At 59.6% G+C, this 14,846-nt stretch carries 14 protein-coding genes; 8 read left to right on the top strand and 6 right to left on the bottom strand.

The features are described 5' to 3' along the window. Positions 1–103: 103 nt before the first annotated feature. Positions 104–1,738 carry a methyl-accepting chemotaxis protein gene (locus VLA07_RS18600; RefSeq protein ID WP_247267394.1) on the bottom strand — a complete coding sequence of 545 codons (1,635 nt, stop codon included), beginning with the start codon at positions 1,736–1,738 and terminating at the stop codon, positions 104–106. A 304-nt stretch (positions 1,739–2,042) separates the two neighbouring features. On the opposite strand from VLA07_RS18600, the gene VLA07_RS18595 reads away from it, so the two are divergent. After that, a complete protein-coding gene (locus VLA07_RS18595; RefSeq protein ID WP_027612707.1) occupies positions 2,043–2,873 on the top strand; it encodes an undecaprenyl-diphosphate phosphatase in 831 nt (276 codons plus the stop codon). Continuing rightward, positions 2,870–3,298 (top strand): DUF1294 domain-containing protein, encoded by a 429-nt coding sequence (locus VLA07_RS18590; RefSeq protein ID WP_027612708.1) that lies wholly within the window; start codon positions 2,870–2,872, stop codon positions 3,296–3,298. The genes VLA07_RS18595 and VLA07_RS18590 overlap by 4 nt, the downstream gene beginning before the upstream one ends. 139 nt (positions 3,299–3,437) lie before the next feature. Here VLA07_RS18590 and VLA07_RS18585 read toward each other — a convergent pair whose 3' ends face one another. Both VLA07_RS18585 and VLA07_RS18580 read right to left on the bottom strand, forming a co-directional pair. Next, positions 3,438–3,797 carry an MmcQ/YjbR family DNA-binding protein gene (locus VLA07_RS18585; protein ID WP_096796554.1) on the bottom strand — a complete coding sequence of 120 codons (360 nt, stop codon included), beginning with the start codon at positions 3,795–3,797 and terminating at the stop codon, positions 3,438–3,440. Further along, entirely contained in the window at positions 3,794–4,702 is a 909-nt protein-coding gene (locus VLA07_RS18580; protein ID WP_007964611.1) for a LysR substrate-binding domain-containing protein, read from the bottom strand. Before VLA07_RS18580 ends, VLA07_RS18585 begins: the two co-directional genes overlap by 4 nt. 125 nt (positions 4,703–4,827) lie before the next feature. Between VLA07_RS18580 and VLA07_RS18575 the strand changes: the two genes are divergently transcribed. Both VLA07_RS18575 and VLA07_RS18570 read left to right on the top strand, forming a co-directional pair. Then, on the top strand, positions 4,828–5,439 hold the full coding sequence (locus tag VLA07_RS18575; protein WP_027612710.1) for an FMN-dependent NADH-azoreductase: 612 nt from the start codon (positions 4,828–4,830) through the stop codon (positions 5,437–5,439). A 238-nt stretch (positions 5,440–5,677) separates the two neighbouring features. After that, positions 5,678–6,715, top strand: coding sequence for an alpha/beta hydrolase family protein (locus VLA07_RS18570; RefSeq protein WP_115989701.1), 1,038 nt, complete (start codon positions 5,678–5,680; stop codon positions 6,713–6,715). 122 nt (positions 6,716–6,837) lie between these two features. Here the strand turns inward: VLA07_RS18570 and VLA07_RS18565 are convergent, their stop codons facing one another. Together VLA07_RS18565 and VLA07_RS18560 are read right to left on the bottom strand one after the other, a co-directional pair. Continuing rightward, positions 6,838–8,025 (bottom strand): MFS transporter, encoded by a 1,188-nt coding sequence (locus VLA07_RS18565; RefSeq protein ID WP_333990348.1) that lies wholly within the window; start codon positions 8,023–8,025, stop codon positions 6,838–6,840. Between the two features lie 262 nt (positions 8,026–8,287). Continuing rightward, complete coding sequence (locus tag VLA07_RS18560) at positions 8,288–9,874, bottom strand: ABC-F family ATPase (RefSeq protein WP_027612713.1); 1,587 nt, start codon at positions 9,872–9,874, stop codon at positions 8,288–8,290. A gap of 394 nt (positions 9,875–10,268) precedes the next feature. On the opposite strand from VLA07_RS18560, the gene VLA07_RS18555 reads away from it, so the two are divergent. After that, entirely contained in the window at positions 10,269–10,730 is a 462-nt protein-coding gene (locus tag VLA07_RS18555; RefSeq protein WP_333990346.1) for an anti-virulence regulator CigR family protein, read from the top strand. 448 nt (positions 10,731–11,178) lie between these two features. Continuing rightward, entirely contained in the window at positions 11,179–12,078 is a 900-nt protein-coding gene (lpxO, locus tag VLA07_RS18550) for a lipid A hydroxylase LpxO (protein WP_027612715.1), read from the top strand. 145 nt (positions 12,079–12,223) lie between these two features. Here lpxO and ku read toward each other — a convergent pair whose 3' ends face one another. Beyond that, positions 12,224–13,096 carry a non-homologous end joining protein Ku gene (gene ku, locus VLA07_RS18545; protein ID WP_333990342.1) on the bottom strand — a complete coding sequence of 291 codons (873 nt, stop codon included), beginning with the start codon at positions 13,094–13,096 and terminating at the stop codon, positions 12,224–12,226. A 189-nt stretch (positions 13,097–13,285) separates the two neighbouring features. Here ku and VLA07_RS18540 point away from each other — a divergent pair, with 189 nt between their 5' ends. Together VLA07_RS18540 and VLA07_RS18535 are read left to right on the top strand one after the other, a co-directional pair. Beyond that, positions 13,286–13,627 carry a hypothetical protein gene (locus VLA07_RS18540; RefSeq protein ID WP_333990340.1) on the top strand — a complete coding sequence of 114 codons (342 nt, stop codon included), beginning with the start codon at positions 13,286–13,288 and terminating at the stop codon, positions 13,625–13,627. A gap of 52 nt (positions 13,628–13,679) precedes the next feature. Next, a complete protein-coding gene (locus VLA07_RS18535) occupies positions 13,680–14,825 on the top strand; it encodes a PQQ-dependent sugar dehydrogenase (protein ID WP_333990337.1) in 1,146 nt (381 codons plus the stop codon). Positions 14,826–14,846 lie beyond the last annotated feature (21 nt).

Below are 14,846 nucleotides of genomic sequence, written 5' to 3'. Positions count from 1 at the left end.
CCCTGTGGGAGCGAGCCTGCTCGCGAAAGCGGCATGTCAGCAACGCAGGTGTTGACTGACATTAAGCCTTCGCGAGCAGGCTCGCTCCCACAAGGGTGAGGGGTCAGACGCGGAACTGGCGCAGCAACTGGTTCAGCTGTTCACTCAACTGCCCAAGCTTGACGCTCGCCGCACTCGACTGCTCCGCCGCCAGCGCCGTACTGTGCGACAGACCGGCGGCCTGCGTGACGTTCTGGTTGATGTCCTCGACCACATGCGCCTGTTGCAGTGTGGCGCTGGCAATCGACGCGTTCAGGCCGTTGAGGTTGCGCAGTGCCTGGCCGATCGCGTTAAGGCTGGCACCGGCGAGGCCGGCCTGTTCGATGGTCAGTTGCGAGGCCTTGCTGCTGTCGCCAATGACTTTCACCGCCGCTTCGGAATGATTCTGCAGGCGTTCGATCATGCTCTGGATTTCCGCCGTCGACTTTTGCGTGCGCTGCGCCAGCAACCGTACTTCATCAGCCACCACCGCAAAGCCCCGGCCCTGTTCCCCGGCGCGGGCCGCTTCGATGGCCGCGTTGAGCGCCAGCAGGTTGGTCTGCTCGGCAATCGAACGGATCACCTCCAGCACACTGCCGATCTGCGTGCTTTCGGCCGCCAGGGTGCGAATCACTTCGACCGCTTGATCAATGGTTCCGGACAACTTGTCGATCTGTTGCAGACTGCCGTCGATGTTGATCTGGCCCTGCTGCGCCTGAGCTTCGGCATCGCGCATTTCAGCGGCAGCATGTTCGGCGTTCTTCGCCACATCCTGCACGCCGTAGGTCACTTCGTTGATTGCGGTTGCGACCAGTTCCATCTGCTGCGATTGCTGTTGGCTGCGCTGCTGGGCCTGAGTCGCATCGTTGCCCAGTTCACTGGACGACTGCCCCAGCGCACTGGCCGAAACCTGCAGGTCACCGATGACCCGGCGCAACTTGGCGGTGAAGGCGTTGAAGTGATGCGCCAGTTGCGTGACTTCGTCCTGACCGTGGGTGTCGAGGCTACGGGTCAGGTCGCTCTCGCCGCTGGCGATGTTGGCCATGGCGTTCACGGTTTCCTGTAACGGACGGACGATGCTGCGGGCAATCAAAATCACCAGCAGGGCCATGATCACGGCGATCACCAAACCAATCACCGAAGCCTTGATCAACTGCCCCCGGAACTCGCTCTGCACATCATCGACGTAAACGCCCGAACCGAGCACCCAGCCCCACGGCTCGAACAATTTTACATAGGAGGTTTTCGCCACCGGTTCGCTGGCACCGGGCTTGGGCCAGCGGTAATCGACCATGCCCGCGCCTTTGCTTTTGGCGATCGCGACCATCTCGTTGAACACCGCGAAACCGTCTGGGTCGCGGATCGCCGAGAGGTTCTGGCCTTCGAGTTTGGGGTTGGTCGGGTGCATGACCATCACGGGGGTGAGGTCGTTGATCCAAAAGTAATCGCTCTGGTCGTAGCGCAGGCCACGAATCGCGGTCAACGCCTGTTTCTGCGCGGCGTCGCGGGTCAGGGTGCCGGCGGTTTCCAGGTCGTGGTAATAGGTCAGCAGGCCGCTGGCGGTCTGCACTACATGCTGGGTTTTCTGCGCCTTGGCGTGGTACAGGTCATCGTGGATCTGCTTGAGCATCAACACGCCCAAGGTCAACAACATGACCACCGCCACAATCAAAATGAGCCACAAGCGTCGGCTGATCGACACACTGCGCAAGCTGTTCATAACGCTGTCACTCCGATTTCTTTTTCTTGTAATAAATCAACGCCAGCATCCAACCACGTTTGGGTGGTCAGGCATACGCGACCCAAGTCGAATAACGCCGCAGCACTATTAAGGCTTGTCTGTTAGGATTTCGGCCCCGCGCGTGAAAACCTGAATCCAAATTGATATTTCACGGAATTTTGACCGTTTCGTGTGGATGCTGTGTGCGCGGAATCGGTACAGCTACAAACAGCTACGCTGATCGCAGTGAACGTAAAAAAATACTATCGGGGCATGCCGTTGTGCATCGCTCTTTGGGGGACTGATGGATCTTTGGACCGCCTTGCAGGCACTGATTCTTGGAGTTGTAGAGGGGCTGACGGAGTTTTTGCCCATTTCCAGTACCGGACACCAGATCATTGTTGCCGACTTGCTCGACTTCGGCGGCGAACGGGCCATGGCGTTCAACATCATTATTCAGCTCGGCGCGATCCTCGCGGTGGTCTGGGAGTTTCGTCGCAAGATTCTCGACGTGGTGATCGGCTTGCCGACCCAGCCGAGTGCGCGGCGTTTTACCGCCAACCTGCTGATCGCGTTTCTGCCGGCGGTGGTGCTGGGGGTGATTTTTGCCGACCTGATTCACCAATACCTGTTCAATCCGATCACCGTCGCGACCGCGCTGGTGGTGGGCGGTGTGATCATGTTGTGGGCCGAACGCCGCCAGCATGAGGTGCACGCCGAAACCGTGGACGAGATCACCTGGAAGGACGCGCTGAAAGTCGGTTTCGCGCAGTGTCTGGCGATGATCCCCGGTACCTCGCGTTCGGGCTCGACGATCATCGGCGGCCTGCTGTTTGGCCTGTCGCGCAAGACTGCGACCGAGTTCTCGTTCTTCCTGGCGATGCCAACCATGGTCGGTGCGGCGGTGTACTCCGGTTACAAGTATCGCCATCTGTTTGTGCCGGCGGACTTCCCGGTGTTCGCCATCGGTTTCATCACCGCGTTCATCTTCGCCATGATCGCCGTGCGCGGTCTGCTCAAGTTCATCGCCAGCCACAGCTACGCGGCATTCGCCTGGTACCGGATTGTTTTCGGTCTGGTGATTCTGGCGACCTGGCAGTTCGGCTGGGTGGATTGGTCGGCGGCGAAACCATGAGTGATTCCCGCGCGCGCCGCCCGGATGGACGACCGTCCGGTGGCGGCATTCAGCATCTGAAACTGAAACTGGCGGTGCTGCTGATCGTGTGCGCGTTGCCGCTGTTCGGCTCGCTGTCGATGTGGCTGCGCGGCATCTCGCTGGTGCCGTTGACCGCTTATGGCGTGGTCAGCGTGCTGGCGTTTTTCATGTACTGGGCAGACAAGCGCAAGGCCCGCGCCGATGCGTGGCGCACACCGGAGAACATCCTGCACGCGCTGGAACTGGCTGGCGGCTGGCCCGGCGCGCTGATCGCCCAACAGGTATTCCGGCACAAGACGCGCAAGGTGTCGTTTCAGATTCTGTTCTGGGTGATTGTGGCGCTGCATCAGGTGTTCTGGATCGATCAGTTGTTTCTCGGTTCGAACCTGCTTTCACATATTTAAGCTTCACACATGACCCATGTGGGAGCGGGCTTGCTCCGGGCGGCGTTCCGACGAAAGCGGTGTGCCAATGGACGAATATGTTGTCTGACACACCGCTTTCGCGAGCAAGCCCGCTCCCACCAAAATCAAAATCAAAAAGCTATAGCAGTAATCCGATTTGGGTTTTCTTCGGCAACTTGCTCACCACCAACTGATGCGACCGTGTCAGCAACCCGCGTAATTCCTCCGCACCCAGCGGGTAGGGCGGGTGCATGATGATCCACTGCGCCCGCGCCAGATAAGGTGCCGGGTGAATACCCGGGCGGTCGCAATGGCCGAGAAACAGATCCTTGTCGACCTTGAACGCCAATGAATCCCCGCGCAGCCCTTGCAGGGCAAACATCTTGTTGCCGGCAATCGAGAACACCCGCACGCCGCCCCATTTGTAATCCTCCCGCGCGCCCGGCAAGGCCAGGCAGAAGGCGGCGACATCCGCTTCGTTCATCTTTCCCTGTTTCATAACAACCGCTCCCCGCACGCATTGAACGATTCGACCAGATGATCGATCCATGCCCGCACCGCCGGCATCACCCCGCGTCGATGCGGATACACCGCCTGCAACCAGCCGCCGGGCAACGACCACTCGGGCAACAGTTGCACCAGCGCGCCGCTCTCAAGGTCGGCTTCGCAATACATCATCGGCAGCAGGGTAAAACCCTGGCCGGCGAGCACACAGGCCTTGCGCACGATGAAGTCATCGATGCCCAACCGCGCCTCCATGTTCAGTTCGACGCTGTTGCCTTGCTCATCCAGCAAGCGCACATGCACCATGCGATCAGCCTCCAGCGCGCCAAGCACAGGCAGGTTCTTCAAGTCCTGCGGATGAGTGATGGTTTTGCCCTCGACAAAAGCCGGGCTGGCCACCACGACCATTTGTGCCTGGCGCAGACGCCGGGTGACCAGCAAGGGATCTTCATCGCCCAACTCGCGTACACGCAGGGCCACGTCGAAGCCCTCGGCGACCAGATCCACCCGGCGATTGAGCAGCACGACCTCCAGTTGCACCTGAGGGAATTTGCCGAGGAATTCGCTGATCACCCACGGCAACATTTCCCGCGCCAGACCGGTAGGACAGGATACGCGCAGGCGGCCACGTGGCTCGCTGGACATGCTGGCGACCGCTTCGTCGGCCATCTCCGCTTCCAGCAACATCGCCTGACAGTGACGCAAGTAGCGCTCGCCAACCGCGGTCAGGTTCAACTGGCGCGTGGTGCGTTGCAGCAGACGGGCGCCGAGGCGCTCTTCGAGTTCGGCGATGCGTCGTGACAGGCGGGACTTGGGAATGCCCAGCAAACGCCCGGCTGCGGCGAAGCCACCGGCCTCGACCACCTTGGCGAAATAGTAGAGATCATTGAGATCCTGCATGAAAAGTCCACCGTTCTATCAGTGGGACGAACTATCGCATTGTCGGCGGCTAATCAGCTATTGGTTTCTTCCGTAGGATTGTCTCCATTCCGTCGCCGCCGGCGATTCTTTACAGGAGATTCCACATGAAACTGCTGCACATCGATTCGAGCATTCTGGGCGACAACTCCGCTTCCCGTCAGTTGAGCAGCCAAGTCGTCAAAGCCTGGCAAGCCGCCGAGCCAACTGCCGTGGTCACCTACCGTGACCTGGCCGCCGACGCCATCAGTCACTTCTCGTCGACCACCCTGGTGGCTGCCGGTACCACCGCTGAACTGCGCGACGCCGCACAACAGCACGAAGCCGAACTGAGCGCCTCGACCCTGGCTGAATTCATCGCTGCCGACGCCATCGTCATTGCCGCGCCGATGTACAACTTCACCGTGCCGACCCAGCTCAAGGCCTGGATCGACCGCGTCGCCGTTGCCGGCCAGACTTTCCGTTACACCGAAGCCGGCCCTGAAGGCCTTTGCGGTGGCAAGAAAGTGGTGATCGTCTCTACCTCCGGCGGCATCCATGCCGGTCAGGCGAGCGGCATCGCTCACGAGGAATATCTGAAGCTGGTACTGGGCTTCCTCGGCATCACCGACATCGAAATCGTCCGTGCCGAAGGTCTGGCCTACGGTGATGAAGTGCGCAACAACGCGATGAGCGCTGCTCAGGCGAAGATCAGCGAGCAATTGTTTGCCGCCGCGTAAGCATTGCGTAAAGACCAGCTGCCGTTCAGGTAGCGCCTCAAAAAACTCTGTATTCTGGTTCTGCAAGGGCCAGATGCGGAGTTTTTTGTTTCTGACTGTTGCATAATCTGGCCCGGGTTATGCAGTCAAACGATCAACGTCTGAGTGCACCGCTGCGCCGGATCTCCGAACCTCGGGGTTTGGGGCGTGTCGGAACACAAAGGATCTTTCGATTGAGTAACACAGGGTGGGCCATCCCATGATGCGTCTTTGTGCAACGTTACTGATTTGCCTGCTCGGCAGCCTCGGTTCAGTGCATGCCGCGCCCGGGCGACACCCTGTCTGGAGTGTCGGTTACCACGAAATGACATTCCTCGATCCGCTGGATCTGCAACCGATGCGCGCCATCGCCTTCTATCCTTCCAGCGACCGCGAACATAGCAGCCTGCTTGAGGGTTACACCGTCGAGGCCGGCGCTGACACCAAGGTGGCCATCGGTCGTTTTCCGATGCTGATGCTGTCTCACGGCAACACCGGAACGCCGCTGGCGCTGCATGACCTCGCCACCTCGCTGGCACGCAAGGGCTTTGTGGTGGTCGCGGTGATTCATCCCGGCGACAACTCCAAAGACCACAGCCGCCTCGGCACCCTGAGCAATCTGTATGGGCGGCCGATCCAGATTTCCGAAGCGATCACCGCGACCCTCGGCGACCCGATGCTCTCGCCATTCGTCAACGCTGATCAGGTCGGGGTCATTGGTTATTCGGCCGGTGGCGAAACCGCGTTGATTCTCTCCGGCGCGCAGCCGGATCTGGATCGTCTGCGCCGCTACTGCCAGGAACGCCCTGACGACCATGATGCCTGCAACACCCAGGGTGAACTGATCGTCGACCGCGACGATTTGCAGCCAGTGGCCGATTCGCGCGTGCATGCCTTGCTGCTGATGGCGCCGCTGAGCCTGAAATTCGGCCGTAGCACCCTGGCGGACGTGCATGTGCCGGTGCTGCTGTACAGCGGCGATGGCGACAAACTGGTGGCCTTCGACAAAAACGCCGCGGCTCTGGCGCGCAAACTGCCGACCGCGCCGGACTTCAAGTTATTGGCCGGGGCAGGGCACTTCGTATTCATGGCGCCGTGCAACGAAGAGCAGATCCGCGCCATGCCGGCCCTGTGCACCGACGCCGACGGCGTGGATCGCGAAAACATTCACCGCAACCTGATCTCCGAGGCCGGGCAGTTCTTCTCGCGCACGCTGGGCAAGCCGAGCCGGGCGGGGATGCAGACCGCGGATCAATAAACGACTCAATCCCCCTGTGGGAGCGGGCTTGCTCGCGAATGCGATAGATCAGTCACTCTATATTTTGACTGACCCACCGCCTTCGCGAGCAAGCCCGCTCCCACAGTGATTGGTACGAAATTTCAGGATGTCGAGTGGCGCTTGAGTACCAAGGTCAACCCCAGCCCGATCACTGACAACAGCGCCGCACTGAAGAAAATCCACGCATACCCCAGATTCAACGCCACCGCGCCCATCAATGGCCCGGCAATCGCCAGCGCCAGATCAAAGAACACCGCGTAAGCCCCCAACCCCGAGCCACGGCTGGAACTGGGCACCTGCTTGATCGCCTCGACCCCCAGCGCCGGATACACCAGCGACAAGCCAAATCCCGCCAGTCCCGCGCCGATCAAAGCGAACGCGGTAGAGGGCGCCAGCCACAACAACACCAGGCCGACGGTCTCGATGCTCATGCAGGCGATCGCCGAATTGAAACCGCCAAAACGGCTGATCGCCGAAATGAACAGAAGCCGCGACAGGATGAAACATACGCCGAACACCGTCAGGCAATACGCCGCGCCGCTCCAGCCACGGTTGAGGTAATAAAGGGTGATGAAGGTGGTCAGCGTGCCGTAACCGATCGACGCCAGAGTCAAACTGGCCCCATACGGTGCAATGCGCCCGAACACCGCCCAAAAAGGCAGCCGTTCGCCGCGTACCACCGGCACCGAGGGTTTATTGCGGATCAACACCAAGGCACCCGCGGCCAATACCGACAAGGCGATGCCCAGGCTGGCGAAACCGTAGTCAGCGACCATCACCACGCCCAGTGGCGCGCCAATCGCTATTGCGCCATAGGAGGCAATGCCGTTCCAGCCGATCGACCTCGCCGTGTGTTCGACGCCGACCTGGCCCATGCACCAACTGATGGTACCGACCCCGATCAAGCCCTGTGCCACGCCGAGCAGCAGGCGCCCGACGATCAGAATGATCAGGCTCGGCATCGGGAAGTCCTGCAACAGCGTTGAGATCAGCGTCAGCAGCCCGCTGAGCACAATCCCCGACAAGCCAAAAACAATCGCCCGTTTGGTACCCAGCGTATCCGACATGCGTCCGGCCATCGGCCGACTGAGCAGGGTGGCCAGATACTGCGAGCCGATGACCAGCCCCGCAATAATGGCGCTGAAACCCAGCTGCTCATGCACATAACCGGGCAGCACCGCGATCGGCAGGCCGATACATAGGAAGGCGACAAAGGTGTAGAACACGATGGAGACGATCTGCAGGGTGATCGCCAGGGAGCTTTGCGGAGGCGGTTGCTGCGCAGACATGTGGACTCGTTCGCGGGCGGCGGTGGGAGAGTGGGCATCATGGCTGGGCGCTGGAATAAAAGGAAGCAGGCTAACTATTTTTCCTGGAGGCGGTGGTGTTTTCGAGGGCCTCTTCGCGAGCAGGCTCGCTCCCACAGGGGACTGCATTCCAAAATGTGGGAGCGGGCTTGCTCGCGAAGGCAGTCGCACCAACATAGTTTCGCCCCTGAAATGCAAAAAGCCCTGTCACAAGGACAGGGCTATTCTTCAAACCTGCAGCGATTTAGAACACCACACCCTGACTACGCAGGTAGTCATCGTAAGTGCCGCTGAAGTCAGTCACGCCGTTGGCGCTCAGCTCGATGATGCGCGTCGCCAGGGACGATACGAACTCACGGTCGTGGCTGACAAAGATCAGCGTGCCCGGGTAGTTTTCCAGCGCCAGGTTCAGCGCCTCGATCGATTCCATGTCCAAGTGGTTGGTCGGTTCGTCCATGATCAGCACGTTCGGCTTTTGCAGGATCAGCTTGCCGAACAGCATGCGACCTTGCTCACCACCGGAAATCACTTTGACCGACTTGAGGATCTCGTCGTTGGAGAACAGCATGCGGCCCAGAGTGCCGCGAATCATCTGCTCGCCCTGAGTCCACTGACCCATCCAGTCGAACAGCGTCACGTCGTCTTCGAAGTCGTGCGCATGGTCCTGAGCGTAGTAGCCCAGTTCCGCGGCGTCGGTCCACTTGACGCTACCGGCATCCGGGGTCAGTTCGTTGACCAGGGTACGCAGCAGGGTGGTTTTGCCGATACCGTTCGGGCCGATGATCGCTACGCGCTCGCCGGCTTCAACCTGGAAGCTGAAGTCCTTGAACAGTGGCTTGCCGTCGAAACCTTTGGCCATCTTTTCGACCATGACCGCCTGGCGGTGCAGCTTTTTGTTCTGCTCGAAGCGGATGAACGGGCTCACGCGGCTGGACGGCTTGACCTCGGCCAGCTGGATCTTGTCGATCGCCTTGGCGCGGGAAGTGGCCTGTTTGGCTTTCGAGGCGTTGGCCGAGAAGCGGCTGACGAACGATTGCAGCTCGGAAATCTGCGCTTTCTTCTTGGCATTGTCCGACAGCAGTTGCTCGCGGGACTGGGTCGCCACGGTCATGTACTCGTCGTAGTTGCCCGGGAACAGGCGCAGCTCGCCGTAATCCAGGTCAGCCATGTGCGTGCACACGCTGTTCAGGAAGTGACGGTCGTGAGAGATGATGATCATCAGGCTGTTACGCTGGGTCAGAACGTTTTCCAGCCAGCGAATGGTGTTGATGTCCAGGTGGTTGGTCGGTTCGTCGAGCAACAGCACTTCCGGATCGGAGAACAGCGCCTGCGCCAGCAATACGCGCAGTTTCCAGCCTGGCGAGACTTCGCTCATCGGGCCGAAGTGCTGTTCCAGCGGAATACCCAGACCCAGCAGCAGTTCACCGGCGCGGGATTCGGCGGTGTAGCCGTCCATCTCGGCGAACTCGGTTTCCAGCTCGGCCACGGCCATGCCGTCTTCTTCGCTCATCTCCGCCAGCGAGTAGATGCGATCGCGCTCGGCCTTGACCTTCCACAGCTCTTCGTGACCCATGATCACGGTATCGATCACGGTGAATTCTTCGTAGGCGAACTGGTCCTGGCGCAATTTACCCAGACGCACGTTCGGCTCGAGCATGACCTGACCGCCGGACGGATCGAGGTCGCCGCCGAGGATTTTCATAAAGGTCGACTTGCCGCAACCGTTGGCGCCGATCAGGCCGTAGCGGTTGCCCGCACCGAATTTGACCGAAACGTTTTCGAAGAGCGGCTTGGCGCCGAACTGCATCGTGATGTTAGCTGTGGAGATCAATTGCTTTACCTATCAATGGGTTGCGAGCCGCACATTTGGCGCTTGGGCCATTATTGGGGCATTTTGGAGCGTTTTCTTCCCGGGCCCGGTCACTGTTGGCGTACAGCCAGCAGGCATGGGTCGAGAGCAGCCTCTGGACGCGGTGTCCAGGCTGTTGGGCAATAAAGGCGGGATTCATGCCAGACATTGCGCGCATTGTCGCATAAGTCATGCGGCAGTTGTATGGCAGACGCTAATGAACCTGAAGGCTGTTGCGTAACGGTGTTCCTTGCCGCGCAAGGCTGAGGTCGGCCCGGACTGCTGGCTTGTCCCGCGCTTGGAGCAATCCAGGGAGCAACCAAAACCAGCAACATCGTCTACATTTCAAACAGGAATTTCTCATGAGAGGACGGTCATGTTTAAAACACGATTACTTGTTGCGTCTGTTACTTGCCTGGCTTTGTCGGTGAGTTCAGTAACCGCACTGGCCGATCCGGGAAATGGTAATGGCAAAGGGAACGGCAAGGGCGGTTCCCAGAACAGTCAGGGTCACGGCAATCAGGGTGGCAAAAACAAAGGATCCAACTCGGGCAACCGGGACTATGCACCGGTGATCGATCGAAGCGGTGTGCTGGGCGTGCTCAACGGCTACAGAGACTACTGGAGCCCCGGTCCGGCACTGCCTCCCGGCATTCAGAAGAATCTGGCGCGCGGCAAGCCGTTGCCGCCGGGTATCGCCAAAAAACTGGATGGGCGACTGGCGGGGCGCCTGCCTCATTACGACGGATATGAGTGGCAGCAGGCGGGCACCGATTTGATCCTGGTGGCGATTGCGAGCGGGCTTATTTACGAAGTGCTGAATGGCGCTTTCGATTAATCGGTTGCCGGTTCTAAGGCAGCATCTCCAGCAAAGGCCGCGCCGAAGGTCAGGTAACGGATCATGACGGCGGGGCCCTTAGGCAGCATGGCGTCCATGGTCAACCTATCGGACTCGACCACAATATCGTCCGTGGGCGCGGCATAGCGACCTCGGTCGAAGCGTATTCCAACCTTTGGTTTTGTTCTGCGTCAGCACTCCTGCACCTGCACGAGCGTATTGTCGCGCCTGCCGTTTGGCAAAATCTGCGGACAGTTTTTCACAGATCAGGTTCACTATTGGTTACAAAGTATGGCTAAAATGCCATCCGATTACCCAATAGCCGCTAACGGCATGGGCTCAAGGAAGTGCCACCGGGATAGTATCTGTATTTATGCCACTGCATCAGACCCTGGGCCTCCGGCCGGCAGGCGCGCAGTTTGTTCACTTTTGACGTGTGACGATTTCCGTGAAACTCATCATTGCCGCTATTTATGTCATTTCGATTGCATACGTTCACCTTCGTGGACGTGTGCGTCACAAACTGGGCCGTCAACTGAGCGATCACTCGACGTTTCTGGCCCCGATCAACTGCTTCCTTTACCTGTTTTCGAAGAAGCCGAACAAACCGTATCTCGATCCGTCCGAGTTTCCGGACCTGAGCCCGTTGCAGGCGCATTGGGAAGAAATTCGCCAGGAAGGGCAGGATCTGCTGCGTGCCGGTGAGATCAAGCGCTCGAATCAGTACGATGACGTCGGTTTCAATTCGTTCTTCAAAAGTGGATGGAAGCGTTTCTACTTGAAATGGTACGGCGAGAGCCATCCGTCGGCGATGAAGCTGTGCCCACGCACCACTGAGCTGGTGCAGAGCATCGGCTCGATCAAGGCGGCGATGTTCGCCGAGCTGCCACCGGGTTCGAAACTGGTTCGCCACCGTGACCCGTATGCCGGTTCGTACCGCTACCACCTGGGTCTCGACACGCCGAACGACGCCGGTTGCTACATCAATGTCGACGGCGAGAGCTACCACTGGCGCGACGGCGAGGCGGTAATGTTCGATGAGACATACATCCACTACGCCGAAAACACCACCGACAAAAACCGCATCATCCTGTTCTGCGACATCGAGCGCCCGATGAAATATCGCTGGGCGGCGGCGTTCAACAGCTGGTTCAGCCGTACCGTGATGTCCGCGGCCGGTGCGCCGAATGACGCCGGTGACCGCACCGGTGGAATCAACCGCCTGTTTACCAAAATCTACAAGGTTCGCCTGCGTGGTAAAGAGCTGAAAAAACGTAATCGCGCGCGCTATTACATGGAAAAGTGGGCGATCTTTGGCGGTTTGCTGGCGATCTTCATTTTGATCTGACCGGTGTGTCGCGCCTGGTTATGCCATCGCCAGCAGGCTGGCTCCTACAGTGGAATGTGAGTTCAGGAAGGATCGCATTTCAACTGTGGGAGCGATGAGTCTCTCAAAGCCAACCTGTCAGCTTCCTGACAGAAACCGCATCTGACTACGCCCCCGAAGCCTTTTTAGTCTTTCTCGCCGGGGCTGCCTTACTGGCAGGCTTTTCTTTTGCCTTCGCTTTGGCCGGCGCTTTACCGCCCAGGCTGCGTTTAAGCAACTCGGTCAAGTCGATAACATCCGCAGACTTGCGCTCCTCCTCGCCACCCACGGTCTCGACATCCTCGATCTTGCCTTCGTGGGCCTTTTTCTCGACCAGGGCCATGATCTTGTCTTCAAACTCATCCTTGTAGTCCTCCGGGCTCCAGTCGCCGCTCATGTCCTGCACCAGACGTTTAGCCATGTCCAACTCGCCCTTGGCCAGTTGCGGTTTGGTCACTTCGCTGCCCAGGTCCAGCTCATCAAGGCCGCGGACTTCCTGCGGCCAGCGCAGTTTGACCAGCACCAATGCCGATTCCAGTGGCATCAGTGCCGCCAGATATTGCCGAGTGTGCAGGACGACGCGGGCGAGGGCGACCTTGTTGGTTTTGCTCAATGTTTCACGCAGCAACGCGTAGACCTTGCCGCCGCGTTTGTCCGGGGCGAGGTAATAAGGCGTATCGATGTTCTGCAGCGGGATCTGCTCGGCATCGACGAAGGAGAAAATGTCGATGGTCTGCGTCGACACCGGGTGCGCCGAGCGGATCTCTTCCTCGCTGAGCACCACGTAGCGGCCCTTTTCATAGGCCACACCTTTGACGATGTGCTCCTTGGTGACTTCCTTGCCGGTGACCTTGTTCACCCGTTTGTAGCCCACCGGATCCATGCTGCGGCTGTCGAGCCAGTCAAAGTCCACGCCGTGCGAAGAGGTTGCCGACACCAGCGCGACAGGGATGTGTACCAGTCCGAAACTGATCGCGCCTTTCCAGATTGCCCGAGCCATGGTGAGTTCTCCAAGTGATGATCAGGTGACCTGTGGCGCAGTGCGAAAGTTTCCGGCATTTGCGTGGCGCGCGGCGTTGCCGGTCAAGCCGTGTTACATCTTGTTTAAGGGCTACGGGTTAACAAATCCGAACCCGGGGCGTAGCGTGGACTCGAAGGCTCTATCACCTGTGCACCGCGAGGCCACCCCATGAACCGAATACTGCCAGGCATTATCGTTCTGCTCCTTGGGGCCGGTCTGGCACATGCCGACGTCGCGGCACCGTCCGCGCCGCTATTGCTGGCGCAAAGTCCCACCGGCACCAACAACAATCCCTACAACAGCCCGATCCGCCGGGCCAATCCCAACAGCATGCAGGGCACGCAGCCCAGCGCGCCGGCGATTCGCGGGCCGAATACCGTGCCGGCGCCCAGTACGCCCACCGTTGGTAACGGCGGGATTGGCAATGGTCAGCAGCAACGCTCGGTGCCGAGTGCGCCTCCCAAATTCATCCCCAACCCACCGCCACGCGATGGAGACAGCAACCGTTGAACGGCGGGACTGCGTTCCTGTCAGCCTTTGAAATGAACAAAAGGAATCGTGCATGTTGCGTAAAACCCTTCTAGCCACGCTGTGCGCCGGCGCGCTGATCAGCGCTCCAGCTTTCGCCGCTGCTCCACAAGAGTTGCAAAGCGAGCAGGGCACCCTTGAAGTCACCACGATTACTCAAGGCCTTCAGCACCCTTGGGCGCTGGCGTTTCTGCCGGATCGTCAGGGGATGCTGGTGACCGAGCGTCCGGGCAACCTGCGGGTGATTACAGCCGACGGCAAGCGGTCCGAGCCCATCAGTGGCGTGCCGGAGGTCTGGGCCAAGGGCCAGGGCGGTTTGCTCGACGTGGTGCTGTCGCCGGACTTCAAACAGGATCGTCTGGTCTATCTGTCCTACGCCGAGGGCGGTGGTGCCGGGGACAAGGCCGGTACGGCGGTGGGGCGTGGGCGGCTGTCGGATGACCTGAAGACGATCAGCGATTTCAAGGTGATCTTCCGTCAGGAGCCGAAACTCTCGACCGGCAACCACTTCGGCTCACGACTGGTGTTCGACCGCGACGGTTATCTGTTCATCACCCTGGGCGAAAACAACGACCGACCGACCGCGCAGGATCTCGACAAGCTGCAGGGCAAGGTCGTGCGGATCTTCCCCGACGGCAAGGTGCCGGATGACAACCCGTTCGTGGGCCAGTCCGGCGTGCGTCCGGAAATCTGGTCGTACGGCCAGCGCAATCCGCAGGGCGCGGCGCTCAATCCGTGGAATGGAACTATCTGGGAAAACGAACACGGCCCCCGTGGCGGCGATGAGGTGAACATCATTGAGCGCGGCAAGAACTACGGTTGGCCTCTGGCGACCCACGGCATCAACTACTCGCTGCAACCGATCCCGGAAGCCAAGGGCAAGAGCGTCGAGGGCGCGGTTGACCCACACCATGTCTGGGAAAAATCACCCGGTGTCAGCGGAATGGCGTTCTATGACGCTGACCGCTTCAAGCCTTGGCAGCAGAACCTGTTTATCGGCGCGCTGGTTAGTCAGGAGCTCATTCGTTTGCAGTTTGACGGGGACAAGGTGGTGCACGAGGAACGGCTGCTGGGTGAGCTGAAACAGCGGATTCGCGATGTGCGGCAGGGGCCGGATGGCTATCTGTACGTGCTGACGGATGAACAGGATGGTTCGTTGTACAAAATCGGTCTGAAATAACTTCACTTCAGACACTCAGTC

It is taken from the genome of Pseudomonas sp. S3(2024), from assembly GCF_036861315.1.
Taxonomy (GTDB): Bacteria; Pseudomonadota; Gammaproteobacteria; order Pseudomonadales; family Pseudomonadaceae; genus Aquipseudomonas; species Aquipseudomonas putida_A.
Note: the sequence above shows the minus strand (reverse complement) of the source record. Positions and strands in the feature narration are given on the sequence as shown.